Raw genomic sequence first — 23,276 nt, forward strand, 5'->3', positions numbered from 1 at the left:
GTCCAGACTACTCCAAGATGGCTTTTGCGTCATGTGCTGATGCGCCCGTTATTGCGGGCAGGTCGGGACGGGCGCCTGATCTCCGTTCCACCGGGCAAACGGGATCTTTGTCGCAGCGCTCAGGGCGATGGCCGCGTGGCAGGTCGTGACCGGAGATGCGAGCGTGGTGCGAAGCGCGAAATAGAACGGCGTGCTGCCAGGTTCTCCGTCCCCTTGGGTCAGCTGGTACACGCGGATATGTGCCGGACTGGGCTGCGGGACTGGATTGGTGCCGGTGTCGCGGGTGGTCACGAACAGTAGAAGAGCCGGGGTTCCGTTTATACGGGCGGATGCGAAATGGATGGTCTGGACCGCGTCTTCGCCGGTGTGGGGACTGTCCTGCAGCATGTCGAGAAGCTGGCCGGCATGGTCCGGGTTTTCCGTATCGATGAGGCTTGTGCGGCCGGGCTGCTCTGTGTCGCGGGTGGTGACGGTATAAAGATGGTAGCTCCATGCGTTTCCGTTTTCACGCCACAGCGGGGTGATGGTCACGTCCGGGAAGCCCGATGGATGAAGCGTGACGGGGCTGTTGCCGAGTGGGATAGGCGTGATGTCGGTGAGCCGTGAGGTGGCCTGTGCGTGCGGGGCAGTGCAGGCGAGGCCGGAGCAGAGCAGAAGCTTCAGGAGGGAACGGCGCATCGGGCGGTCTTTCTTCATGCCGGATGAGGGGAGGACTTGCCGGGGCGGTCGGTGTTCCCGATAACGGAGGCAACGACTTCATGTTCCAGACGGCAGGGCCATCATGCTTTCAGTGATTTTCGATTCCTTTCCAGCCTTTTCTGCGGATGCGCCCAGGGCTGTTGTCCTGCTGTGCGAGGCGGCGTCCGGCGAGCCATTTGCCGCGCTGGACAAGGCTTCCGCCGGGGCCGTTTCGCGCGCCGTTGCGCTGAAAGGCTTCAAGGGCGAGGCCGGCCAGAGCGTGGTGCTTCCGGCACCGGCCGAAGGGCTGTCGCAGGTCGTGCTTGCCGGTGTGAAACCCAAGGGTGGTGCGGCGATTGATGCCGTGGCCATCGAGAACGCGGCCGGTCGGGCCGTTCGTCTGCTGGATGGTGTTGAAAGCGCTGTTCTGGCTTTTTCCGAAGGACTGGAGCAGTTTGCTCCGGACGCGGCTCTGGGCGCGCGTCTGGCATCCTATGATTTCGATCTGTACCGCACAAAGAAATCCGATAGCCGTCCGGTTCTGAAGACGCTGCATGTTGCGGTTTCCGATGTTGCGGCAGCGCAGACGCGGTGGACGGCTCTGGATGCGGTCTCGCAGGGTGTGATTCTGACACGGAACCTCGTGAGCGAGCCGCCGAATGTGCTTTATCCTCAGACCTTTACGCAGCGCATTGAAGAACTGCGTGAGCTTGGCCTGACGGTTGAAGTGCTCGACGAAAAAGCCATGACAGAGCTGGGCTTTGGCGCGCTTCTGGGCGTGGCCCAGGGCAGTGTGCACAAGCCGCGCACGGTGATTGTCCGTCATAATGGTGATGGCAGCGAGGCTCCTCTGGCGTTCATCGGCAAGGGCGTGACCTTCGACAGCGGTGGCATTTCCATCAAGCCTGCGGCTGGCATGGACGAGATGAAGACCGATATGGGTGGTGCTGCGACCGTGATTGGTCTGATGAGCGCGCTGGCCCGTCGCAAGGCTCCGGTCAATGCGATCGGTGTGGTTGGTCTTGTTGAGAACATGGTGTCTGGTGGGGCCCAGCGTCCGGGCGATATCGTGCGGGCCTATGACGGTCAGACGATTGAGGTTCTGAACACGGACGCAGAAGGACGCCTCGTTCTGGCGGATGTGCTGTCCTATACGCGGAAGCGCTTCAGCCCGAAGCTGATGGTCAATCTGGCGACGCTGACGGGCGCGATCGTGGTCAGCCTTGGCTATGAAAATGCCGGTCTGTTCAGCAACAGCGATACGCTGGCCAAGGGGCTGGCCGAGGCCGGGGCGCAGGTTGGCGAAGGGCTGTGGCGGATGCCGATGGGTGAGGCCTATAATCGCCAGATTGACTCCGATATCGCGGACATGAAGAACATCGGTGGCCGTCCGGGCAGTGCGATCCTGGCGGCAGAGTTCCTCAAGCGCTTCGTGGGCGACACGGACTGGGCGCATCTGGATATCGCAGGGACGGCCTGGAAGACCAAGGCGTCTGCTATCGCTCCGAAGGGAGCGACGGGCTTCGGCGTGCGTCTGCTGGACTGCTTCGTGAAGGCGCACGAAGCCAGCGCCTGAGGAGCGGAATTACGCCGTGGATGTCGGGTTCTATCATCTGACGCGCACGCCGCTTGAGCAGGCACTTCCGGCCCTGCTGGGCCGGACGCTGGATGCGGGGGAGCGTGCGGTTGTGCGCTGTCCGGATGCGGCTGCGGTCATGGCGCTGGATGCAGCGCTGTGGGCCTGCCGGGACCCGGTCTGGCTGCCGCATGGCACTGCAAAGAGCGGCCATGCGGTCCGGCAGCCGATCTGGCTGACCGAGGGTGAGGACGTGCCGAACGAGGCGCGGTTCCTGTTCCGCGTGGATGGCGCGGGGAGCGATGAGTTCTCGCCCTTTACGCGGATTTTCGATCTTTTCGATGGCGGAAATCCGCAATCCGTTCAGCGGGCAAGACAACGCTGGGTGGCCATGAAATCTTCCGGTCACAATCTCGTGTACTGGAAACAGGAAGAGCGGGGCTGGAAAAAGGCGGGGTAAGGTTTCAAATTGTGTCTGAGACCCTTGATGGAAGACGCTCCGTAACCGGGGTGCCGTTCATTCCACTGGAGAGGACGCCTGACTGTGCCAGAGCCCACGAATTCTTCCCCCGCGCCTTTGAAAACTGATCTTCGTCGCGTCGATATCAATCCCGACTTCTGGTATCCGCTGGCCTGGTCGAAGGATCTCAAGCGCGGCAAGACGATCGGGCGGCGGTTCGGGCGCTTTCCCATTGCACTGGTGCGGCCTGAAGAAGGAAGTGTCTTTGCGCTCGAAGACCGTTGTGCGCACCGTCAGGTTCCGCTCAGTCTGGGGAAGGTCAGCGGTGAGGCGGTCCAGTGCTGCTATCACGGCTGGGCTTATGGCCGGTCCGGGCGGTGCATCGATGTGCCGTATCTGGGCAAGGGTAAACTGCCGAATGGTGTGAAGACGTATCCCTGTCGTGAGGCAGGCGGGATGATCTTCATTTTCCCCGGTGATGCGGAAAAAGCGGAGAGCGTGCCGCTGCCGCCTCTGGCCCAGGTGGACAATCCGGCGTTCAAGACGCGGCGTTTCAGCCCGGTCGTGAAGTGCCACTATACGTTCATGCATGAGAACCTGATGGACATGAACCATCAGTTCCTGCACCGTCGCCAGATGGGGCAGATCAGGGCGCGTTTTCTGGGGCAGGATGCGGGTGAGAACTTCATCGAGGCGCACTACAGCTTTGCGCGGACGGGAAACCAGCAGCCGCTGGCGGAACGCCTGATCTTCGGCAAGCATCATGATGATCCGAACCGGGAGCAGCCGGTCGAGGAGATCGTCAGCATCCGCACGACCTATCCGTATCAGAGCCTGAAAATCCATGACAAAGACGGCGATCTGATCATGGAGTTGTTCAGCGTTTACGTCCCTGACACGGCGGACGGGATGAGCACGCAGACGTTCGGTCTGCTGTCGGTGCTGCGACCGAAGACGCCGTTCCTGATCGACATGATCTGGCCTGCATTGGGCATTTTCACGCACCGGATCTTTGAAGAAGACCGGGAAATCATGGAACTGGAGCAGAACGCCTGGCGTGAACTCGGGGGCGATCATAACGTCGAGGTCTTCCCGATCGTGCGGAAATTGCGGGATCTTCTGGCGCAGAACGGTGTCGCGCCGGGGACGGATACGGTGGCGCAGGCTGAAGTTTCGAGGGAACAGCCGGCTGATCCTGTCGTTGTCTGAGGACACAGACAGGAAACGGTCATGAAAACAGTCACACTCAGGAATGGTGTCAGGGTTCCCGCGCTGGGCATGGGAACCTGGAATATCGGCGACAGTGCCGCGCGGCGTTCTGACGAGATCGAAAGCCTGCGTCAGGGACTGGAGGCCGGGCTGCGGGTTGTTGATACTGCCGAGATGTATGGCAACGGCCGGTCGGAAGAACTGGTGGGGGAAGCCATCGCGGATGTGCGCGATGACGTTTATCTTGTCAGCAAGGTCGTGCCGTCCAATGCGTCGTATGATGGTGTGCACAAGGCATGCCGCCGTTCACTCAAGCATCTCGATACGGACTGGCTTGACCTGTACCTGCTGCACTGGCGCGGGGGTACGCCGCTTGAGGAGACGATCCGCGCGTTCGAGGATCTGAAGGATGACGGGCTGATCCGGGGCTGGGGTGTTTCGAACTTCGATGTCGATGACATGGAAGAAATTGAAAGCCTGTCCGGAAACTGTCTGGTCAATCAGGTTCTGTACAATCTTGAGCATCGCGGGACGGAATTCGATCTTCTGGATCATGATCTGAGCACCGATATGGTCACGATGGCGTATTCGCCGCTCGGGCAGGGCGGGGAGCTTCTGGAACATCCGGCTCTGAAAGACGTAGCGTCGAGGCATGAGACGTCGCAGGGGCCTGCCGATCCGGCTCAGATCGCGCTGGCCTGGGTGCTGCGCCGGCCGAATGTGATGGCCATTCCGAAGGCCGGGTCTCCGAAGCATGTTGCCGGAAATCTGGCCAGTCTGGAGATCAGTCTGACGGATGCGGATCTCAAAACGCTGGACAGTGCTTTCCCTCCGCCGAAACGCAAGGTATCTCTCGCCATGATCTGACGGTCGTGATGATTGCGGTCCGTTTCCACCTCTTGTCCGGAACGCGCCCTGCATATTTTCGTCTCCCTTTTCCACGTTGATCCGGTTTCTCTCTGCCTGGCGTTTCTGGTCGTTCCTGCCTGTGTGCAGGCGATGCAGCCGGGGCGGGCTGGGAGAGCCGTGGTTCTCTGTGTGGCGGCGCTGGGTGCGGTGCTGGGCCTGTCGCCAGCCGTTCAGGCTGTTGCGCTGGGCGTGATTGCGGCGCAGGACCGGGAAGCCTGTCCGGCAGTCTGGAGCGTTCCGGCTCTGCTGTTGTCCGTGCTGTTTCCTGCCCAGACATTCGTCGTGCTGGCAGTGCTGCCGGTCCTGTTCTGGTCCGCGCTGGTGCGCCGGCCTGACGGGGGGCAGGAGGGCGGGGCATTTTCCGCCGTGATGGGTATTCTGGGCGTATCGCTGGTCTGGCATGCGCCGACGGCGGTTTCAGCAGAACTCGTTGCGGGGCTTGGGGCCGCTGTGATCGGGCTGCTGGGCCGGTCTGTGCTCGGGGCCTGCCGTCCGGGAGATCTGGGGCTTTTGCGCCCTGTTCTTCTGATGGTTCTGGTCGTGGCGGCGCAGGCGGAAGGTCTTGCGGTCTGTGCCCGGATTGCACTGGAAGCCACACTTCTCGATCTCTCACTGCTGGTTCTGACGGCCGCACTGGTGCGCGTGTTTCCGGTGCTGTCGGTGTTGCGGCTGCCGTTTCCGCCTTTGCCGGGGCTGGTTGTCCTGTGGCTCGGGATTCATGCCGCGCTTGGTATGGCGGCGGGTGTCGAGGGGTGGAGCGTGCTTGGGGTGGCGGTTGCCCTGCTGCTCGGCCTGCTTGGTCTGTCGGATATCCTTGTTGTGGGGCGGGTGTTCCGTGCGTGGCAGGGGCGTGTTTCGGGCGTTTCCGTCCTGCTGGTGGGGGCTGGAAGTCTGCTGCTGCCCGCTCTGGTGTTCGGAATGGTGAGCCCGGTCCTGCATTTCGTGGGTGGGGAGTGGGTCTGGCCTGTCTGGCGTATGGGCGGCGGCGATGGCGCCTCTCTGCGCTTGCCGGCTTTCGTGCTGACGGGGGCGGTTCTGTGGTGTGTGCTGGTGCGTCCATGGCGGGTTGTCGGAGGGATCGTGCAGACGGCCTCCACGCTTCTTCCTGCGCTGGGAAACCTGCTTTCGGTCGGAGACGGTCTGTTTGAGGAAGCGCCGTCCCTGGGATGGAAAATGCGCTGCGTCATTGTGGCGGGGCGGCGGCGTTTCAGGGCGCTTGGCGGCGTAAAGGCTCCTGTTCTTCCCGATCTGCGTCAGGGCGCGGTGGGGCTCTGGCTCGTGCTTCTTGGCCTCGTTCTGGCGGTGCTGGGAGTGATGGCGTGATGGGGCATGAGATCGGACTGATCCTGCTGTCGGTGCTGGAAGCGCTGTTTCAACTGGGGCTGCTTCTCATTCTGGCGCCCGTAATGGGCTGGTGTCTGGACAGTCTGCCGTTCTGGCTGGCGGGACGGTCGGTCGGGACAGTGCGGTTCCGTCTGTTGCAGGCGGTGCGTTTCTGGAGATCGCTGTTTCAGGTTCCGCTGGGCGGGCGTCCGGCGCTGGCGCTGACGGCGGGTGTGCTGACGCTTGTGTGTCTGCCAGCGGTCACGACGGGATCGGGGCTGTCGTCGCTGGCTGATCCGCTTGTTATCGGACTGGTCGTGCTGCTGGGGCGCGGATTTCTGGGGCCGGGCCTGGTGCAGGGTGAGGCGGCGCGGCTGATGCCTGCGGTTCTGCTCCTGTGTCTGACCGAGGCCCTGATTGCTCTGGCCGCGCCGGGAACGGACGGTCTGTCTGGCCTGTGCGCGATGCTGCATATCGAGCCTGAGCCGGGCCTGGAAGGGGCGCTTGCGGCCTGTGCGCTGGCGCTTGGAATTGCCTGTCCGCCTTTGCGTTCGGATGATGTGACGCAGATGCTGTCCGGATTGCGGGACCGGCATGAACGTGAGGCCGCGCGTAGTATTGCCGATGTGCTGAACTGCGGCTGGCTGCTGCTGCTGGGGGACCTGGCGCTGCCGGTGAGCGTGGGGCTGGCGCAGGGTGGTGTGCAGGGCTGGTGGCTCGGGTTGCTGGCGCTGGGTGGACGGCTGGCACTGACCGTAGCTGTGGCGGTCGGGCTGCGTCTGATGGCGCAGGAACGGAGTGCCCGGCTGACGGCGCTGTTCGCGGGTGTGGCGCTTCTTCTGGCTCTGGCGGGGAGGTTCGGCACATGATCGTCGGATTTGGATTGCTGCTGCTTCTGGCGCTGGCAGGTCTGGGCAAGGACGGGCGGGGGCTGCCGCTTTACGGGGCGGTCTGTGCTTTTGCGGGGGCGACGGTCTGTTCGGGGCTGCTGGCGCTGCTGACGTCCGCGGCTCTGGTCGGGCTGAATGTGCTGGCCTGGGCCTGGCTGCGGCGGTTTGCGCCTGAAGCGCCGGACCGGGCGGCTGTTCTGCCGGTTGTCGGGACGCTTGTGCTGCTGCTCGCGCTCGGGCTGTCCGGTGCGGGGCTGGGTCTCGCGCCGGTGCTGGGCGCGGGGGCGGTTCTGGCCGGCCTTTGCGGCGCTGCGTGGGGGACGCCGCTGGTTCAGTTCACGGGGCTTCTGCGTGCCGCGGACGGGCTGGTTGTCGTGGCCTGCGTGCTGCATTCATGGCCGCTTTTTGCGGCGGCGCTGAGCCTGTGGGGTGTTCTGGCGGCGCTCGGTGTGACGCTTCTGCCGCGTCTGGCGTGGCGCAGGGTGGAGGACGTCTGATGCATCCGCTTGCTCCTGTTGGAACGCTGTTTGCCGTAACGGTCTGGCCGCTTCTGGCGGCGTTCCTGCTCCTTCTGACGCCGGAAAACCGCCAGTCTGCCAGCAGTCTGACCTTCGCTGTGGCCGGGCTCCTCATTACGCCGCTGGCTGTGTGGCTCATGCCGGGAACGGATGCGCTGGCGGCGGCGTGTTCGTGCATCGTGACGGCCATTCCGCTGCTTTTGCCGCAGGCTCAGGACCGGACCGGGCGCATCCTGCCGTTTCTGGTGACGGGCTGTGCGCTTCTGGCGCTGAACATTCACTCGGCTTTTGCCGTGACGGTCCTGTGTGGTGCGGGAACGGTTCTTTTGGCCTGGCGCGAAGGGCGTGGGCCCCGCAAGGCGCTTGTTGTCTGGGATATGGCGCGCAGCCGGCTGGGCGGTGTGGTGCTGGGGCTTCTGGGAGCGTCGCTTCTGCCGATGCAGCAGTCGTCGCTTGGTGCGGTACTGCTGACGGTTGGGCTGTGCATGGTGGCGGGGCTTGGACCATCGCCAGCTCCGGCGCCTGAGGCAGCACTTCTGGATACGGGGCTGCGGTTTTCGGTACTCATGCTGATGTTCCGGCTGAGTGCGTATCCGTTGGTTCATCTGCTGATGCTGATCGCGGGGTTTGGGACGATCATCATGCTCGTCTCGTCGCGGTCTTCGGGGCGGAACATGTCCCTGCCGATGCTGTCTGCCTTCGGGGCCCTGGCAGCTGCGACCGGGGAAGGCACGACGCTGGTCCTGCTGCTGCTTGCGGCGCTCGGGCTTGCGGTTCTGGACCTGCGCGGGGCAGAGGGCGAGGACGGGATCGCGGCCGGAGCCGCGCCCTGGCCGGTGTTCTGTGCGCTTGTCGGGATCGGGCGTTCGCTTGAAACCGGGCAGCTTGTTCTGCTGGTGGTGTGTCTGCTGCCCGCTCTGTGGTCGGTACGGCACAGGACGCTTCTGCCGGCGTTTGTGCGGGGAGAGCGGGGCATGGTGGCCGTGATGCAGGCGGTTCTGCTGCTGGGGGGGCTGTGTGGTCCGCTGTTTCTGGCCTGGCATCCGGTGACGGGGTGGCGACCATGATGGGGATGGGGCGGATCATCCGCAGCGGCGAGCGGGTTGCGCTGTCGCATTATCATCTCGATGCTGAACAGTGGAGCGCGATGCTGTCTGCGCCGGGTGCGACGCTGCCGCTGATATCCTGCTGGGCGGATGATGCCCGTGCCTATGTGCTCCTGCTGGAGGGGGATCGTCCGCTTCTGGCGAGTACGGCGGTGGAAGAGCGGCGTTATCTTGCGCCGTCCTCGCGTTTTGCCGGGGCCGAGTGGGGTGAGCGCGTGGCGTATGACCTCTATGGCGTGGAAGCGATGGATGCCCGCGGGAACGGAGCACCGGCGCTGGATGAGGGTGGCTGGACGTCCACCTGGCCGCTGTCGTCCCGTCCGGGGCCGGCGGCGGGAGGATTGCGGCCGCTGGCGGGAAGCCATCTGCTGCGTCCTGAGCAGACGGGGCTGAGCGGCCCCCTGGAACTGTCCTTCGAGGTTCTGAAGGGGAAGGTCCGGAGTGTGGAGGTCTGTGCGGGCGGCGCGCATCGCGGGGTCGTGTCGCGCCTGCTGGGACGGACGCCGGAAGAGGCCATGCCGCTGGTGTCGCGGATGACAGCGGGCGGGTTCGTGGCGCATCCGCTGGCTTTTGCGCGGGCTGTGGCGCAGGCGCGCGGGCTGGTTCCGGGGCCTGGTATCCGGGATGTCTGGATGGTGCTGCTGGAGATCGAACGGATGTCGCTTCATCTGTTCGACATGGCCCGGACGGCGCGGGGCGTGGATGCGGAGCTGCTCGCGACGCATTGCGATCATGCGCGGGAAGCCATCGCGCGGGCCTGTGCGGAGCAGGGCGTTTCCCGCCGTCTGATGGATATGGTGGCCTGTGACGGGTTTCGGGATGGGCTCGAGATCGTGCCGCTGGCTCAGGCCGTTCATGCGGCGATGCAGCCGCGTCTTGCGGCGCTGGAAGAGCTTCACCGGGTTTTTGCGCCACGTCTGGACGGGTTTGCGGTTCTGGATGTACGGCTGGCCGAGCGTTTTGCCGTGGGGGGCGTGACCGGGCGCGCGAGCGGTCGCAGCATGGACATGCGGCGACGGGAAGCAGGGATGCGGCTGGAGGCGTTGCGGGCGACAGGATCGAGCCAGGGCGATGCCCGGGCGCGTGAAGGGCTGCGGCTTGCGGAAATCCGCGATTCCCTGAAGCTGCTGGAGCGGATCCTGGGGAGTATCGGTCTGGAAGACGACGAGCCGGCGCCGGACCGGACGGATGAGGGCATTGGCGTGGCCGAGGGCGCGCGCGGAGACGTGTGGTACTGGGTGCGCTTGAAAGACGGGCGGATCGAGAGCCTGCATGTGCGGGACCCGGGCGTATCGCTTCTGCCGGTTCTGGGCGCGATGCTGCGGGGCTATCCCGTCAGCCGGGTGCCGGCGGCTCTGGGCTCGATCGGGATTTCACCGGCGGGGATTGCGCTGTGAAGACTGTGCAACGGACGGGGCCTCTGAGCCTGCTGTACGCTTTCATGGATGCAACGCGCGGGCGGGCGTCTGTGGAAGGAGAAGTTCCGCGGCGGGAGCGGCCGATCGGACTGTATGTCCTTGAGACCGGTGGGTGCGAGGGATGCTTCATGGAGATCGAGTCCCTCAATGGCAGTGCGTTCGCGCTGGAGCAGGCGGGTTTTGTCTGTGTGAGCGATCCGGCGGACGCGGACTGGCTGTTGCTGACGGGGGCCGTGACGCGGGTCTGTGCTGAAATGGTGGACCGGGTGTGGCGGGCCATGCCGCCGGGCCGGAGCCTGATTGCTGTGGGCGCCTGCGCGGTGGATGGCGGGCCTTTTCCGGCCGGTTATGCGACGCTGGGTGGGTTACAAGCGCTGACGCCGGTGCGGCGTTCGATTGCGGGATGTCCGCCGTCGCCGGACGATATTCTGCGGGCTTTGCAGGAACTGGCGCAGGTCTGAACGGTTTGTCCGGACGCGGGAATTTTCCTGAAACAACGAAGTTTTGTCCCCCGACGGCTTGCCGTAACACGGTTTCGCGTTAAAGCAGACGGACGCACTGGATGCGTTTTCCATGAGGTTCGGTCGCCTGTCTTTCAGGTCACCGTATAGAGCACAGGGCTAGAGATGGCTGATTATCGCCTTGGAATTGATCTTGGTGGCACGAAGATCGAAATTGCCGTTCTGAACCGTTCGGGCGATCTCGTCCTGCGTGAACGCATTCCCAATCCCGGTATCTATAATGAAGCCGTTCTGGCCATTCGTGATCTGGTGACGGATGTGGACCGTCGTCTGGGTGCGGTGCCGAGCCACCGCGTTTCGGCCGGACAGCATACGTCCACGCTGGGCATCGGCATCCCGGGATCAATCTCCCCCGAGACCGGGTTGATTAAGAACGCCAATGCGACCTGGCTGAACAACCAGCCTTTCGGTCAGGATGTAGAATCTGCGCTGGCGCGTCCGGTCCGGACGGAAAATGATGCGAACTGCTTTGCCTTGTCCGAGGCAGCTGATGGTGCGGCCAAGGGCATGCTGACGGTGTTCGGTGTCATTATCGGAACCGGCATGGGCGCGGGCATCGTCAATAACGGCCGTGTTCTTGAAGGGCGTCATCACATTGCAGGCGAGTGGGGGCATCTGCCTCTGCCCTGGCCGACGGAAGAGGACGCGCCTCCACGCGAATGTTTCTGTGGCAACAAGGGCTGTATGGAGCGCTATCTGAGCGGTCCGGCCCTGGCGGTGGATTGGAAGGGGCCGGGTCACCGCAATACAGCCGGGATCGAGGAGGCGGCTGCCAATGGCGATCAGGCTGCGATTGCGGCGCTGGGCCGTTATACCGAGCGTTTCGCACGGGCCTGTGCGATGGTCATCAACTTCCTTGATCCGGATGTGATCGTCCTCGGTGGTGGCGTGTCCAACCTGCATACGCTGTATGAGCGCGTGCCGCCGCTTCTGGCCAAACATGTGATCACGCCGGTCTGCACGACGCCGATCGTACGGAACAAGCATGGTGACAGCTCGGGTGTGCGTGGCGCGGCATGGCTGTGGGACGTGACGGAATAAGTCCGTCGCGCACTGGATATGAAAAAGGCCGCCCGGATGACCGGGCGGCCTTTTTTGTTGGTTCGTTTTGGTTCAGGCGGGCTCTTCTTCCACCGTTTCCGACATTTCTTCCGCCGCCTGTTTCAGGCGGTGATAGGAGCGGCGGGAGAAGGGCAGGATCGCAATATAGAGCAGTCCTGCTCCCGCAAGAGCGCCCCAGGGGTCTGCGACCATAAGGGCGGCGTAGAGGCCGGTTCCCAGCATCAGGGGCAGGACGTAGCGCGCCGGGACCTTGAAATTCTTGAAGGACCAGACCGGCAGGGTCGAGACCAGAAGCAGGCCTGTAAAGATCAGGCAGACGGCCGAGACGATGGGCAGGCGGGCAAAGGCGGCCAGTCCCCCGGCATGCAGCCGGTCGGCCTCAAGGCCCAGGAAGACCGGGAACAGCACCAGCCCGGCTCCGGCAGGGGCGGGAACGCCCGTAAAGAAGCTGTAGGAATATTCCGGCTTATCATCGTCATCGAGGCTCGCATTGAAGCGGGCGAGACGTAGCGCCATGCAGACCGTGAACAGGATGCAGGGGACGAAAGAGTAGCGCCCGGCATGTTCGAGCGACCACATCAGCAGCACGAAGGACGGTGCCACGCCGAAGCAGACGAAGTCCGACAGGCTGTCGAATTCCGCGCCGAAGCGGGTGGCGCCCTTGAGCAGGCGGGCGATCCGCCCGTCCAGGCCGTCGATACAGGCGGCGATCAGCAGCGCCACGGCCGCGGGTTCGAACTGGTGTTCGAGCGCGAAACGCATGCCGCTGAGCCCGGCGCAGAGGCCGAGCATCGTCATGATGTTGGGGATGAGGCGGTTGAACGACGGCCCCCGCACGCGGGTGCGGGGATTGCGCCCCATGCGTCGGAGCCTGCGTCGGATGCGGCGTCTTTTGGCGGGGCGGATGGGTTCAACCGTTGGCGGTGTGGTCATGAACGGCGTCTGGCTCAGAGCTTCGCCAGGACAGTTTCGCCACCAACCATGGTCTGCCCTTCCACAACCAGGGGTTCAACGCCGGGCGGCAGATAGACATCCGTGCGTGAGCCGAAGCGGATCAGGCCGAAACGCTCGCCGGCTTCCACGCGGTCGCCTTCCTCGACGAAACACAGGATACGGCGGGCGATCAGCCCGGCGATCTGGACAACGCCGATGTTGCGACCGTCCGGCAGCGTCAGGCGCAGTTCGTTGCGCTCATTGTGTTCGGAGGCCTTGTCGAGGCTGGCATTGAGGAACTTGCCGGCGTGATAGGCAATCTTCGTCACTTCACCGGCGGCTGGCATGCGGTTGATGTGGACGTTCAGCACGGACAGGAACGTCGAGACGCGCCAGACCGGGGTGTGGCCCATTTCCAGAGCGGCAGGTGGGGTGACGAGCGCGATGGATGTGATGCGGCCATCAGCGGAGGCCAGCACCAGATCCGTGCGCGGTGGCGGGACGCGCTTGGGATCGCGGAAGAAGTAGAGACAGAACGCCGTGAAGGCGATGCCCGCGTTGCCCAGCAGGCGGGTAGGGCGCCAGGGCGTGGCCCGTCCGAGAAGCCCGACGAGTGAACCCGCGAGGAGAAAGGGAGTCGCGGCGCGATGCGGCGGCGACAGGACAAGCTTGAAGGACTGGATCAGCGACATGGAACGCACTCTTACGGCACACGGCGGGAGGGTCAAGAATTCGCCACAAAGAAGGCGTTTTTCGGGCAGGTTTTCTGCTTCCGCCGCCTTCAGGCGGGCTCGGCCACCTGCCGGGGGAACGGGACGCACAGTTTTTCGTCGATCAGGGGCGTTCCCGCATAGACATTCTTGCGGGCGGTGACGACATGCACTCCGCCGCAGGGCAGTCGCAGTGTGCGGCCTGCCCGTTCCATCAGGCGGCCATGCGTGACTGACAGCGCGGCGGGTGGGGTCATCAGCGCGGAGGAATGGTGTTCGATCCGGAACAGGGCCTGATCGAGCAGGCGCGTCAGCTGCCCGCTGCTGTAGGGGATGCCGTGACCGAAAGGGGTGGCGTCCGTGTGGGCCCAGTAGCCGGAGCGGTTGGGAACGACCAGCGTCAGGACCCCGTCATCGCTGAGGGTGCGCCAGATGGCGCGGAGGAAATCCGGAGCGAAGCGGGTGAATTCGAGGCCGTGGACCACGAGGACGGCGTTCATCGAGAGGTCGTCGAAGGGCAGGCGTCCGCTGCTGACGATGCAGTCCGCCCAGGGGATGTTTCGGGTCTGGCTTCGGGTGGGACGGGTGCTGCGCTGCGTCTGCGGGTGCAGGAGGCGGCCCGAAACGGCGAATTCCGCACTTTCCGGGAGATAGGGGGCTGTGTAGCCTATTCCGAGGATCCTTCGGCCGCGCATGGGGGGCATGATGCTCTGCAGGCGGTCGTTGAGAAGCAGCGCCGTGCGCTGGCCCTGTCGGCTTTCATAGAAAGTGGCGGCATCATCGGAACGGATGCGGGCCAGGGACGTCAGCATGCAGCTACCTCATCAGCAGGACACTCCAAGGGGAACAGTCATGCCACTCGATATCAAGCCGATTCCGGTTCTCTCCGACAATTATGCCTGGCTGCTGACCGCGATGGAGGGTCAGCGCGCCGTTGTGGACCCCGGTGAAGCGGGGCCGATCATGGACGAAATCGGGGAAGGGCGGCTCGACATGATCCTGCTGACCCATCATCACGCCGATCATACAGCGGGGACGGACGCGCTGCGGGAGCGCTATGGCGCGAAGGTATATGGACCGCGGCAGAAAAGGGAATGGTTGCCCCGGCTGGATCACGACGTCGAGGACGGGGACAGCTTCTCGCTGGGCAGTGCGCAGATCCGGGTTCTGTCCACGCCGGGCCATGCGGTGGGGCATGTGTCGTATATCGTGCCCGAGGTTCCGGCGCTGTTCTGCGGGGATGTGCTGTTCAGCCTGGGATGCGGGCGGCTGCTGGAAGGGACAGCACAGGAGCTGTTCGACAGTCTGCATCGCTATGACAGTCTGCCGGATCAGACGCTTGTCTGCGCGGGGCATGAATATACCCGCTCCAATCTGGCTTTCGCGCTGCATGTCGATCCGGACAACGCGGCTTTGAAGGCCCGGGCCGGGGAAGTCGAGCGGCTGCTGGAAGCAGGCCGGCCGACGCTCCCGGTGACGCTCGGGGTGGAGCGGAAGACCAATCCTTTCCTGCTCGCGCCGGATGTTGTGACGTTTGCGCGGCTGCGCAGGGAAAAGGATACGTTCTGAAGGCACAAAAAAGCCCCGCTCGAAAGAGACGGGGCTTTTTTGTGAAGGATCGTTGGGCCGTTACCAGCCGAAGATGATCTTCTTGAGCAGTTCGGCGCCGAGGCCGACGACGACAACGCCGCCAGCCCAGATCGCCACGAACCAGCCCACACGTTTCATCCAGTTCAGGAAACCCGGTTTCTGTTCGGGCTGTCCGTATTCGATGCGCATGAGCCGGGTTCCCTGTTCTCAGTGGTAGTGATGTCCGGCGGACATCTTTCCGCGGAACACGTAGTACGAATAGGCCGTGTAGGAGAGGATCAGCGGTAGCAGGAACATCGTACCGACCAGCAGGAAGGTCTGGCTCTCCGGCGGAGAAGAGGCCTGCCAGATGGTGATGGTCGGGGGTACGATGTAGGGCCACACATTGATGCCAAGGCCGCTGAAGCACAGGAAGAACAGGCCCAGTGTTGCGACGAACGGCAGCAGGTGCGAGCGTGGGTTGCGCAGTCCCATGAACAGGACGCCCGTCAGCACGATGACGGCGACAGGCACCGGAGCGACCAGTGCGAACTGCGGCATGGCGAGCCAGTGCTGCATGTAGGTGGTGTGCAGCATGGGCGTCCAGATGGAGACCAGGGCGATCGTGATCAGCATCAGCCCGGCAAGAGCGAAGGAGATCCTGCGCATCGTGTCGTGCAGTTCACCCTCACAGCGCCACAGGAGCCAGGTTGCGCCGAGAAGAGCGTAACCGATGACCACGGCAAGGCCACAGAACAGGGCGAACGGAGAGAACCAGTCGAAGCTGGACCCGACGAACACGTTGTTCTCGACCTTGATGCCCTGGACGAGCGTTCCGAGGATGACGCCCTGCATGAATGCCGCCACGAAGGAGCCGCCGCAGAAGGCCGTGTCCCAGAAAAACTGGCTCATGGGCGATTCCGACTTGAAGCGGAACTCGAAGGACACGCCGCGCAGGATCAGGGCCAGCAGCATGAACAGGACCGGCAGGTAGAGCGCCGGAAGGATCGTGCCGTAAGCCACGGGGAAGACGCCGTAGAGCGCGGCGCCACCGAAGATCATCCAGGTCTCGTTGCCGTCCCAGACAGGGGCGACGGTGTTGACCATGAGGTTGCGGTGATCGTGGTCCTTTTCCTTGAGGAAGAGGATGCCGATCCCGAGGTCGAAGCCATCGAGGCAGATATAGAGGAAGATGGCGGTTGCTGCGAGCAGCGCCCAGACCACCGGGAGCCAGAAGCCGGCTGTTTCTGTCATGGTTCTTACTCCGCCATGCCAGCGTCGGGCTGGGGCTGATGGGAGACCTGTGTTGTGCCCGCAGCGCGCTGGGGCTGATCTTCGGCCGGACCATGCTGATCCGGATGGGGCTCTTCGGCGAAGGTCCGCAGCAGGATGGTGATGCCGCCCGTGAACACGATGAAATAGACGATGACGAAAGCGATCATCGACGTCGCGATGTTCGGCAGGGCGATCGGGGAGACGCTGTCGGAGGTCCGCAGCAGGCCATAGACCGTGAAGGGCTGACGGCCGACTTCAGTCGTGATCCAGCCGCAGAGCAGGGCCAGGAAGCCGGCTGGCGACATGAACAGTGCGATACGGTGCAGAAGCGGCGTATCGTACAGCTTCCCCTTCCAGCGGAGGTACAGCGACCACAGTCCGACCAGCACCATCAGCATGCCGAGCGCGATCATGATGCGGAAGGAGAAGAACAGCAGCGGGGAGTAGGGACGGTCTTCCTTCGGATAGTCCTTCAGGCCCGGAACCTTGCCGTCGAGGCTGTGCGTCAGGATCAGCGAACCCAGATAGGGGATGGCGATCTTGAAATGCGTCGTCTCGTTCTTCATGTCCGGAATACCGAACAGAAGCTCGGGCGCGCGGCTTTCGGACTCCCAGTCGCCTTCGAGGGCTGCGATCTTGGCCGGCTGGTATTCCAGCGTGTTCAGGCCCTGCGTATCGCCGGCCAGAACCTGGATCGGGGAGACGATGGCAGCCATCCACATGGCCATAGAGAACATCAGACGGACCTGTTCGGACGCCTGACGGCCTTCACGGCGGGCCTTGAGCAGATGCCATCCGGCAACGCCCGCCACGATGAACGCCACGCACAGGAAGGCTGCGAGGCCCATGTGCACGATGCGGTACGGGAAGGAGGGGTTGAAGACGATCTGCCACCAGTCAACCGGCAGGAAGCGGCCGGTGGCCTCGTCGATGCGGTAGCCGCGCGGGGTCTGCATCCAGGAATTGGATGACAGGATCCAGCTCATGGAGATCAGCGTGCCGATCGAGACCATGCAGGTGGCTGCGAAGTGCAGGCCTTTGCCGACGCGGTTGAGGCCGAACATCATGACGCCGAGGAAGCCGGCTTCAAGGAAGAAGGCCGTCATGACCTCGTAGGCCAGCATCGGGCCGAGGATCGGACCGGCTTTCTGTGAGAACGACGACCAGTTGGTTCCGAACTCGTAGGACATGACGAGGCCGGAGACCACGCCCATGCCGAAGACGACGGAGAAAACTTTCAGCCAGTATTTGAAAAGGTCGAGATAGGCGCTGCGACCCGTTTTGAGCCACAGGCCTTCGAGGACTGCGAGATAGGCTGCGAGACCGATCGAGAATGCCGGGAATACGATGTGAAACCCGACTGTAAACGCGAACTGGAAACGCGCCAAGAATAGAGCCGACAAGCCAAACATGTCGATTGCCTTCTGGGTAGATGGCGAGACGCACAGACCGGCAGGAAGGATGTCGGCTCCCCGGGGGCCTTACGCACGCACAACAGGGTAACGAAGTTGTGATCTCTTCGCGTGTTGCCGTCTTTTGAACCCTCTAAACGTATTTTGCCAGAAAAAGTTTGATACTCCGGACATGATTTTGACAAAAATCAATGCGGCATCCGGGATTTTTCCGGGCGTTCAGGGGGTTCTGAAACCCTGGCTGACAAGTGCTGAAACCGCCTGCGCATCCGGGAGGATCTGGCCATTGACGACGGGCATGGAGAGCGAAAAGGGGCGCTCCTTCATGGCCGGGATGCCGGATGCTTTCTCCAGCAGTTTCTGCAGCGCGGCCTGAAGGTCGGGAGCGAGATGCGACTCTATTTCCGGACGATCGAGGAGACGGGACGCCAGTTCCTGCCAGTGGGTCATGGTGAGGGTGAGCGTGCCGTTCTGTTCCGGCAGGGCGAGGGCGCCTGTCAGGGTGATCCGGTTGTCCGGGGAAGCCGGGACAGGAGTGGCGGAGGCATCCTGAAGGATGAGGCGTCCGTAGGATGTGGGGTCGAGCAGCGAAAGTCCCTGCGATGACTGCGATGCTGTCAGGGCGATTGCCAGACGTGCGTTGCGCAGGTCGCTGGAGAGGCCGTAGGGCAGCGGAAAGCCGTTGACTGTGGCGGCATGCGCGATGAGGCCGAGGCGCGTAGCGTCCGGGCTGGCAGCGGGAAAACGGATGAGGCGCCCTGACAGGGTCTGTGCGGAGAACTGTCTGTTCGGCCATTGGCCCGAGAAGGCCAGTTGAAGCCGGGGTGCCGAAAAGACCAGGTTTTCCGGATTGCGGAAGCGGATCTGAAGGCCCGAAGTCAGCACGGTTAGAACATTCTCATTCACGACAAGGCGGGCGGCCTGATGTCCTGTCAGGGAGAGTGGAAGCCCTGCCTGGAGCAGGGAGAGCCATGATCCGCCCAGACGGATTTTCTCACAGGCCCATCCCGCATCATACGGCGACGCGGCCGACGCGGAGTGTGTGCCGTTCAGGCGGTCGAGTTCCACCCAGGCCCCGAAGGGCCAGCCGCCCTTGTGCAGCGGAGTCGTCTCAACCCTCCAGCCATTTTCGCGCGCCGCGGTGAGGGCGGTTCGGGCCGTGGCGTCCAACCTGTGGATTGTGTGGAGCCAGAAGACTGTATCCAGCGTCGCGGATATTGCGAGGACGGCAATCAATACCAGAGCAGATCGGCCGTAACGCACAGTAAAGAATGGACGAGCCATTGAGCATGTCTTTTCAGGTGTGGCTGCGGGATTGGTCAAGTCCCATCTGTTTTATCCCCAGCCATTGAAAGAAGCTCCAAAACGTTGGAAAGCGCTCACGAACGTGTGATCTTAAGCGGAGCTTCTGGAAGTGTGAAACGCTGAAAACGGCAGAAAACCAAGAGATGCGAAGATTCTGTCAGAGGTGGGACGTCAGGAACACGTCGGGTCTGGAATAGTCCTGAAAGATTTCAGTTTTTTGCAGTCCGGTCATGCGTTTTCCGGGTCCACAGAGTTATCCACAGGATCGCGGGGAAGGGTATGGGTTGTGCACAGTTCATCCCACGCGCTCTCCAGAGCCTGTGTGAAGGCTTTGCGCTCCTGCTGCGGGGGCAGAGGCTGACCGATGACGACGTGCAGGGTTCCCGGACGTTTGAGCCACGCATTGCGGTCCCAGAACAGGCCTGAATCGGTGGCGACGGGCACGATGGGAACGTCTATCTGTCGTGCCAGGGCGACGATGCCGGGCTGGATCGGATGGCGCTCTCCGGGAAGGGTACGGGTGCCTTCGGGGAAAATGATGATCTGGCGATCGTCGGCGTGGGCTGCCTTGGTGTCCCGCATCATGTTGCGCAGGGCTTTCGAGCCGGCCTTCCGGTCGATGGCGATCATGCCGGTCAGGAGCAGCATCGGGCCGACGACGGGAATACGGGTCAGTTCGGACTTGATGATGTAGTCGGGCCGGTCAACGAGGGTCATCCAGATGAAGCCGTCGAAGAAGGACTGGTGCTGCGAGGCGATCAGCAGCGGACCGGGAGGCAGGTTCTCGCGCCCCGTGACCTCGATGCGGACCGAGCAGATCCGGGTGAAGCCGGCTAGGACGGCCCGTGCCCAGAGTTTCGCGTAGGACAGGGCCAGATCCTGGTTTTTCATCAGGCGGATCGGAATGGTTCCGAGGCCCATGAACAGGGTGATCCAGAAAAGATAGAGATTGAAAAGGACGCCGCGCAGAATGCTCATCATGCTGTTCTGCACACCAGAAAAGCGGTCCGGGCACAAGGGCTGTCAGGCGCCGTCCAGTCCTTCCCGGCCATCCGGAAGGCCGGTGAGGACGCAGATTTCCGCGCCGAGGAACTTGTTGTACTCGCGGAACATCAGGAACAGGGTCCGGCGGGAAAGGGGCGCCTGAAGGGCGAGAGGCACGACCGGATAGGGGACGAGAGCCAGATCCGGAGCCACGCGATGGATTTCGAGAACCGCCCGGCGGATATGGTAGCCGGCCGTGACGACCAGAAGGCGGTGAAGGTGATTGTCACGGGCCCACTGGGCGGTTTCGTGGGCGTTGCCGATCGTGCTGGTGGCGCGGCGGCCGAGCGTGATGCGCTCGGCCAGGGGGGAGGACAGGGATTCCTGCTGGAGATGCAGGATGTGCTGTAGCGTGACATGGGGGCCGACCCCCGAGATCAGGAGCAGATGCCCGTATCCGCCCCGCAGAAGTGTGATGGCCGTATCGACGCGTTGTTCTCCGCCGGTCAGGGCGACGATGCCGTCGCAGACGGGGGCTGTGACGGAAGCCTTGCTCGCGTCCTGAATGAACCATGCGAATCCCGCCAGCCAGAGCCCGCCCAGAGCCAGACATGTCAGGAACAGCCGCTTCATGGCAGTCGCCGGAGCCAGACGAGCACGACGGTCTGCGCGGTGAGCCAGCCCAGGCAGGCGGCAATCAGCGGCAGGGCGCCAAGCTCTTCGAGAAGGAGGCGGGGCAGGACATGCAGGGTGTTCCACCAGCTGGCCAGCATGGTCTGCCATGTTGTCGCAGGCAGTGCGGCCGGCCCTGCGTCATGTGAGAAGGGCGCCAGTTTTCGCGCGAGCATGGTGATGACCGGGCTCAGGAAGAACAGTCCGGCGAGGCCCCCGGCGAGGCTCAGAAGGGCGGCCCGGCCTGCAATGCGACTGGAGATCGTTACATCTCCGGCACCAAGGAAATGGACGATCTCGACAGCCTTGCGCTGGGCCATTACAGAGCGGCGGACGGTCATGCCAACCGACAGGACTGCGATGGCGGCGATAAGGCTGACCGCAAGCCAGGCGCAGGCGACGAGGCTGCTTCCCAGACCGTTGAGGCGCTCCCCCCAGCGGCGGTCTTCTTCCACGACGGCTTCCGGCAGGGCCTCATGGACGACCTTTCCCAGATCAGGGGTTCCGGTATGGGCGACGATCAGGACGACGGGCAGGGAAAGGCCGGTGAGATGCCCGCTGTCCGAGACCTGTCCGAGCCAGGGGGCGAGAAGGGTCTGTACCTGCTGCGGGGAAAGTTCCCGGACAGTGGTGACATCGGGCGTTTTGTTGAGGGTCTGGATGAGGGCGCGGGTGCGGTCTTCAAGCTGGGGCGTGTCGGACGGGATCTCGATCGTGGTGGCGTTGCGTGCAGCGCCGGCCCAACCTTCGGCCAGGGTTTGAACGCCTGTCAGCCCGGCGAGCGAGAGCCCGGCCAGGAGAGTCATGAGTGCGACCAGAAGTGGCAGGCTGCCGGAGCGCAGGCCGGGGGAGACAGGCGCGCTCATGTTCCGTCGCTCCGGCGTGCGGCGATTCCGTCCTGAGGATCGGCCCCCGCGAGTGTGCCGTCCTGAAGGACGATGGACGTGGCTGGAGCTTCGCGGACCAGCGCTTCATTATGGGTTGCGACGATGACGGTCGTGCCCATGTCCACCAGTTCCTGAAACGTGGCCAGCAGGCGACGGGCCTGCGCGTCCTCAAGGGCATTCGTGGGTTCGTCGGCCAGCAGGACTTCCGGACGGCCGATCAGGGCGCGGGCGATGGCAGCGCGCTGCTGTTCGCCGCCGGAAAGGGTTCCGGGGCGCTTGTCAGCAAGATGCGCGACGTCTAGCCATTCCAGAACGGCGAAGGCCTCGCGTCTGGTGTCGCGTTCGGAGGCGCCGCGCAGTCTCAGCGGGAGAGCTACATTGTCGAACACAGTCCATTCCCCGATCAGGCGATAGTCCTGGGGAACAAACCCGATCCTTCGCCGCAGGTTCCGTAGCGTGGCCCGGCTGGCCTGACTGACGGATACGCCGAGGAGGTCCATCTGACCGGCGGAGGGGCGTGTTTCGAGCGTCAGGAGGCGCAGCAGACTCGATTTGCCGGCTCCGGAGGGGCCGAGCAGCCAGCGGAACTCCCCCTGCGGGACGGTGAGCGTCAGATTCCGCAGAACGGGCTGTCCCACGCCGGGGGGCATCATCGAGACATTCAGGAGGCGGATCATGATGCTTTCATTGAAAAGGCGGGCAATCTATTAACCATTTAATAACGATCATTTCGTCATAACAGGCAAGCACACGGATCAGGCTAGGCCGGATCGGAGCCGGCTGTCGAAGGGATTGATTGAATGCGCATTGAATGCCCCCACTGTCATGCAGTCTTTGAGGTCCCGGAGGCGTTGGCAAAAGGGGTCAAGCGTCTGCGCTGCGCCAACTGCGGAGACAGCTGGGAGCTGGGCGCGCCCGCAGCTTCGAAACTGGAGGAGGCGTCCGAAGGGGCTGTCGCCGCGCCTGAAGTTTTCGAGGTCCCGGAAGAGGAGGCTGCGCCTGTCGTTGCGGAGTCGCCGGTTTCCGGAACAGAAGGGACGTTCCGGGCGACCGGGGCCATGGCCAGCCGCAGCAATGCCCGCCGTTCCGCGGTTCTGCATTCGCGCTCGGCCGGAGAGGTACAGACGCCCGCGGATACGGCTGGTCCGTCAATGATCGGGTCTACCGGAGCCTGGATTGCAGCCTGGGGCGCCAGTCTTGTTCTGGCAGGATCCGGGGTGGCCGCGCTGTGGTACTGCAAGGGCGCAGGCGTTTTCGGGTTTCTGCCTGGGGCCGGGCATTTCTCCTGACCCCTGCGCATCTTACATGTTGCGGGCGGCGAGGGCCGAGACCGTGGCCCCGATCGCGGCGATGGCCATGAGCAGGATACCGTCGAAAATCAGGGAGCCCGGCGTGATGAGGTGAGAGCCGATCTGCAGATGGTTTGGAAGAGTCCCGGCGACATGGTTCATGATGTCACGGGCCTGCGGATCGGCCGTGGCGGCGCTTGTGGTGATCGCGTTGACGATATGTGGCAGGATGTACCAGCCCACTCCCAGAATCAGCAGGAGAGGCGCCAGAAGTTCGGCGATCTGCTGGGCCAGATAGAAGGCGAAATAGCAGACCGACCAGATGCCCGTCCGGATCATGGAGGACGTGGTGAGCGATGAATCGCTGCGGCTGCTGCGGCCCAGAAGGCGGTCCGTGATATGGGATGGGGGCTGCATGTCCATAGATATGGCTTCCAGTGGTCCGGCAACGGGAGTTAGTCTTCGCCCCTGAAAACGGACGAATGGTTCACCTCGGACTAGCTGCAAGAGAACGCCAATGCAAACTTTCCCGTGCTGTCATGCCTTTTCCTGAGTTCGAGATGCCTATGG

The 23,276-nt window shown here is 63.5% G+C and carries 26 protein-coding genes; 13 read left to right on the forward strand and 13 right to left on the reverse strand.

From position 1 onward, the window contains the following. Positions 1–48 precede the first annotated feature (48 nt). Entirely contained in the window at positions 49–678 is a 630-nt protein-coding gene (locus HKD31_RS03740; protein ID WP_194263574.1) for a hypothetical protein, read from the reverse strand. Between the two features lie 103 nt (positions 679–781). On the opposite strand from HKD31_RS03740, the gene HKD31_RS03745 reads away from it, so the two are divergent. From HKD31_RS03745 to HKD31_RS03795, 11 genes are all read left to right on the forward strand, one after another. Beyond that, on the forward strand, positions 782–2,254 hold the full coding sequence (locus HKD31_RS03745) for a leucyl aminopeptidase (protein WP_194263573.1): 1,473 nt from the start codon (positions 782–784) through the stop codon (positions 2,252–2,254). Positions 2,255–2,270: 16 nt separating this feature from the next. Beyond that, positions 2,271–2,714 carry a DNA polymerase III subunit chi gene (locus tag HKD31_RS03750; RefSeq protein ID WP_194263572.1) on the forward strand — a complete coding sequence of 148 codons (444 nt, stop codon included), beginning with the start codon at positions 2,271–2,273 and terminating at the stop codon, positions 2,712–2,714. Between the two features lie 84 nt (positions 2,715–2,798). After that, entirely contained in the window at positions 2,799–3,923 is a 1,125-nt protein-coding gene (locus tag HKD31_RS03755; RefSeq protein WP_194263571.1) for a Rieske 2Fe-2S domain-containing protein, read from the forward strand. A 21-nt stretch (positions 3,924–3,944) separates the two neighbouring features. After that, on the forward strand, positions 3,945–4,790 hold the full coding sequence (locus tag HKD31_RS03760) for an aldo/keto reductase (RefSeq protein WP_194263570.1): 846 nt from the start codon (positions 3,945–3,947) through the stop codon (positions 4,788–4,790). Between the two features lie 12 nt (positions 4,791–4,802). Beyond that, entirely contained in the window at positions 4,803–6,155 is a 1,353-nt protein-coding gene (locus HKD31_RS03765) for a hypothetical protein (protein WP_194263569.1), read from the forward strand. Continuing rightward, entirely contained in the window at positions 6,155–7,024 is an 870-nt protein-coding gene (locus HKD31_RS03770) for a hypothetical protein (protein WP_194264066.1), read from the forward strand. The genes HKD31_RS03765 and HKD31_RS03770 overlap by 1 nt, the downstream gene beginning before the upstream one ends. Beyond that, positions 7,021–7,542, forward strand: coding sequence for a hypothetical protein (locus tag HKD31_RS03775; RefSeq protein ID WP_194263568.1), 522 nt, complete (start codon positions 7,021–7,023; stop codon positions 7,540–7,542). The genes HKD31_RS03770 and HKD31_RS03775 overlap by 4 nt, the downstream gene beginning before the upstream one ends. Further along, positions 7,542–8,630, forward strand: coding sequence for a hypothetical protein (locus HKD31_RS03780; RefSeq protein WP_194263567.1), 1,089 nt, complete (start codon positions 7,542–7,544; stop codon positions 8,628–8,630). Before HKD31_RS03775 ends, HKD31_RS03780 begins: the two co-directional genes overlap by 1 nt. Next, positions 8,627–10,066 carry an NADH-quinone oxidoreductase subunit D-related protein gene (locus HKD31_RS03785; RefSeq protein WP_194264065.1) on the forward strand — a complete coding sequence of 480 codons (1,440 nt, stop codon included), beginning with the start codon at positions 8,627–8,629 and terminating at the stop codon, positions 10,064–10,066. The genes HKD31_RS03780 and HKD31_RS03785 overlap by 4 nt, the downstream gene beginning before the upstream one ends. After that, positions 10,063–10,548 carry an NADH-quinone oxidoreductase subunit B family protein gene (locus tag HKD31_RS03790; protein WP_194263566.1) on the forward strand — a complete coding sequence of 162 codons (486 nt, stop codon included), beginning with the start codon at positions 10,063–10,065 and terminating at the stop codon, positions 10,546–10,548. The genes HKD31_RS03785 and HKD31_RS03790 overlap by 4 nt, the downstream gene beginning before the upstream one ends. A gap of 165 nt (positions 10,549–10,713) precedes the next feature. Further along, positions 10,714–11,649, forward strand: coding sequence for an ROK family protein (locus HKD31_RS03795; RefSeq protein ID WP_194263565.1), 936 nt, complete (start codon positions 10,714–10,716; stop codon positions 11,647–11,649). Between the two features lie 72 nt (positions 11,650–11,721). Here the strand turns inward: HKD31_RS03795 and HKD31_RS03800 are convergent, their stop codons facing one another. The 3 genes from HKD31_RS03800 to HKD31_RS03810 form a co-directional block, all read right to left on the reverse strand. Beyond that, positions 11,722–12,603 (reverse strand): CDP-alcohol phosphatidyltransferase family protein, encoded by an 882-nt coding sequence (locus HKD31_RS03800; RefSeq protein ID WP_194263564.1) that lies wholly within the window; start codon positions 12,601–12,603, stop codon positions 11,722–11,724. A 14-nt stretch (positions 12,604–12,617) separates the two neighbouring features. Beyond that, the gene (locus HKD31_RS03805; protein WP_194263563.1) at positions 12,618–13,295 is read right to left on the reverse strand and encodes a phosphatidylserine decarboxylase; all 678 of its coding nucleotides are present in this window, start codon (positions 13,293–13,295) and stop codon (positions 12,618–12,620) included. An 89-nt stretch (positions 13,296–13,384) separates the two neighbouring features. Further along, on the reverse strand, positions 13,385–14,125 hold the full coding sequence (locus HKD31_RS03810; protein WP_194263562.1) for a methyltransferase: 741 nt from the start codon (positions 14,123–14,125) through the stop codon (positions 13,385–13,387). 40 nt (positions 14,126–14,165) lie between these two features. Here HKD31_RS03810 and gloB point away from each other — a divergent pair, with 40 nt between their 5' ends. Continuing rightward, positions 14,166–14,882 carry a hydroxyacylglutathione hydrolase gene (gloB, locus tag HKD31_RS03815; protein WP_194263561.1) on the forward strand — a complete coding sequence of 239 codons (717 nt, stop codon included), beginning with the start codon at positions 14,166–14,168 and terminating at the stop codon, positions 14,880–14,882. Between the two features lie 60 nt (positions 14,883–14,942). Here gloB and HKD31_RS03820 read toward each other — a convergent pair whose 3' ends face one another. The 8 genes from HKD31_RS03820 to HKD31_RS03855 all read right to left on the reverse strand — a co-directional run bounded on the left by HKD31_RS03820 (position 14,943) and on the right by HKD31_RS03855 (position 22,094). Continuing rightward, a complete protein-coding gene (locus HKD31_RS03820) occupies positions 14,943–15,092 on the reverse strand; it encodes a DUF2474 domain-containing protein (RefSeq protein ID WP_098049509.1) in 150 nt (49 codons plus the stop codon). A gap of 18 nt (positions 15,093–15,110) precedes the next feature. Continuing rightward, on the reverse strand, positions 15,111–16,136 hold the full coding sequence (gene cydB, locus HKD31_RS03825) for a cytochrome d ubiquinol oxidase subunit II (RefSeq protein WP_194263560.1): 1,026 nt from the start codon (positions 16,134–16,136) through the stop codon (positions 15,111–15,113). A 5-nt stretch (positions 16,137–16,141) separates the two neighbouring features. Further along, entirely contained in the window at positions 16,142–17,569 is a 1,428-nt protein-coding gene (locus HKD31_RS03830) for a cytochrome ubiquinol oxidase subunit I (RefSeq protein WP_041110728.1), read from the reverse strand. A gap of 219 nt (positions 17,570–17,788) precedes the next feature. Further along, complete coding sequence (locus HKD31_RS03835) at positions 17,789–18,853, reverse strand: DUF2125 domain-containing protein (RefSeq protein ID WP_194263559.1); 1,065 nt, start codon at positions 18,851–18,853, stop codon at positions 17,789–17,791. A gap of 249 nt (positions 18,854–19,102) precedes the next feature. Beyond that, positions 19,103–19,852 (reverse strand): lysophospholipid acyltransferase family protein, encoded by a 750-nt coding sequence (locus HKD31_RS03840; RefSeq protein WP_194264064.1) that lies wholly within the window; start codon positions 19,850–19,852, stop codon positions 19,103–19,105. 45 nt (positions 19,853–19,897) lie between these two features. After that, positions 19,898–20,491: a YdcF family protein gene (locus HKD31_RS03845; protein ID WP_062494845.1), complete on the reverse strand. Its 594-nt coding sequence runs from the start codon at positions 20,489–20,491 to the stop codon at positions 19,898–19,900. After that, positions 20,488–21,396, reverse strand: a complete 909-nt coding sequence (locus tag HKD31_RS03850; RefSeq protein WP_194263558.1) for a cell division protein FtsX — start codon at positions 21,394–21,396, stop codon at positions 20,488–20,490. The genes HKD31_RS03845 and HKD31_RS03850 overlap by 4 nt, the downstream gene beginning before the upstream one ends. After that, positions 21,393–22,094, reverse strand: a complete 702-nt coding sequence (locus HKD31_RS03855; protein WP_194263557.1) for a cell division ATP-binding protein FtsE — start codon at positions 22,092–22,094, stop codon at positions 21,393–21,395. Before HKD31_RS03855 ends, HKD31_RS03850 begins: the two co-directional genes overlap by 4 nt. 123 nt (positions 22,095–22,217) lie before the next feature. On the opposite strand from HKD31_RS03855, the gene HKD31_RS03860 reads away from it, so the two are divergent. After that, positions 22,218–22,706, forward strand: a complete 489-nt coding sequence (locus HKD31_RS03860; protein WP_194263556.1) for a zinc-ribbon domain-containing protein — start codon at positions 22,218–22,220, stop codon at positions 22,704–22,706. Positions 22,707–22,718: 12 nt separating this feature from the next. Here the strand turns inward: HKD31_RS03860 and HKD31_RS03865 are convergent, their stop codons facing one another. Next, positions 22,719–23,129: a hypothetical protein gene (locus tag HKD31_RS03865; protein ID WP_011251857.1), complete on the reverse strand. Its 411-nt coding sequence runs from the start codon at positions 23,127–23,129 to the stop codon at positions 22,719–22,721. Between the last annotated feature and the right edge of the window lie 147 nt (positions 23,130–23,276).

This window comes from Gluconobacter potus (assembly GCF_015244705.1).
GTDB lineage: Bacteria > Pseudomonadota > Alphaproteobacteria > Acetobacterales > Acetobacteraceae > Gluconobacter > Gluconobacter potus.

Bases quoted from the DNA above. Each gene is read 5' to 3' on its own strand.
- HKD31_RS03760 (WP_194263570.1), top strand. From the start codon at position 3,945: ATGAAAACAGTCACACTCAGGAATGGTGTCAGGGTTCCCGCGCTGGGC.
- HKD31_RS03830 (WP_041110728.1), bottom strand. From the start codon at position 17,569: ATGTTTGGCTTGTCGGCTCTATTCTTGGCGCGTTTCCAGTTCGCGTTT.
- HKD31_RS03795 (WP_194263565.1), top strand. From the start codon at position 10,714: ATGGCTGATTATCGCCTTGGAATTGATCTTGGTGGCACGAAGATCGAA.
- HKD31_RS03865 (WP_011251857.1), bottom strand. From the start codon at position 23,129: ATGGACATGCAGCCCCCATCCCATATCACGGACCGCCTTCTGGGCCGC.
- HKD31_RS03850 (WP_194263558.1), bottom strand. From the start codon at position 21,396: ATGAGCGCGCCTGTCTCCCCCGGCCTGCGCTCCGGCAGCCTGCCACTT.
- HKD31_RS03770 (WP_194264066.1), top strand. From the start codon at position 6,155: ATGGGGCATGAGATCGGACTGATCCTGCTGTCGGTGCTGGAAGCGCTG.
- HKD31_RS03835 (WP_194263559.1), bottom strand. From the start codon at position 18,853: ATGGCTCGTCCATTCTTTACTGTGCGTTACGGCCGATCTGCTCTGGTA.
- HKD31_RS03785 (WP_194264065.1), top strand. From the start codon at position 8,627: ATGATGGGGATGGGGCGGATCATCCGCAGCGGCGAGCGGGTTGCGCTG.
- HKD31_RS03800 (WP_194263564.1), bottom strand. From the start codon at position 12,603: ATGACCACACCGCCAACGGTTGAACCCATCCGCCCCGCCAAAAGACGC.
- HKD31_RS03745 (WP_194263573.1), top strand. From the start codon at position 782: ATGCTTTCAGTGATTTTCGATTCCTTTCCAGCCTTTTCTGCGGATGCG.
- HKD31_RS03805 (WP_194263563.1), bottom strand. From the start codon at position 13,295: ATGTCGCTGATCCAGTCCTTCAAGCTTGTCCTGTCGCCGCCGCATCGC.
- cydB (WP_194263560.1), bottom strand. From the start codon at position 16,136: ATGACAGAAACAGCCGGCTTCTGGCTCCCGGTGGTCTGGGCGCTGCTC.
- HKD31_RS03860 (WP_194263556.1), top strand. From the start codon at position 22,218: ATGCGCATTGAATGCCCCCACTGTCATGCAGTCTTTGAGGTCCCGGAG.
- HKD31_RS03740 (WP_194263574.1), bottom strand. From the start codon at position 678: ATGCGCCGTTCCCTCCTGAAGCTTCTGCTCTGCTCCGGCCTCGCCTGC.
- HKD31_RS03855 (WP_194263557.1), bottom strand. From the start codon at position 22,094: ATGATCCGCCTCCTGAATGTCTCGATGATGCCCCCCGGCGTGGGACAG.
- gloB (WP_194263561.1), top strand. From the start codon at position 14,166: ATGCCACTCGATATCAAGCCGATTCCGGTTCTCTCCGACAATTATGCC.
- HKD31_RS03810 (WP_194263562.1), bottom strand. From the start codon at position 14,125: ATGCTGACGTCCCTGGCCCGCATCCGTTCCGATGATGCCGCCACTTTC.
- HKD31_RS03845 (WP_062494845.1), bottom strand. From the start codon at position 20,491: ATGAAGCGGCTGTTCCTGACATGTCTGGCTCTGGGCGGGCTCTGGCTG.
- HKD31_RS03820 (WP_098049509.1), bottom strand. From the start codon at position 15,092: ATGCGCATCGAATACGGACAGCCCGAACAGAAACCGGGTTTCCTGAAC.
- HKD31_RS03775 (WP_194263568.1), top strand. From the start codon at position 7,021: ATGATCGTCGGATTTGGATTGCTGCTGCTTCTGGCGCTGGCAGGTCTG.
- HKD31_RS03840 (WP_194264064.1), bottom strand. From the start codon at position 19,852: ATGAGCATTCTGCGCGGCGTCCTTTTCAATCTCTATCTTTTCTGGATC.
- HKD31_RS03780 (WP_194263567.1), top strand. From the start codon at position 7,542: ATGCATCCGCTTGCTCCTGTTGGAACGCTGTTTGCCGTAACGGTCTGG.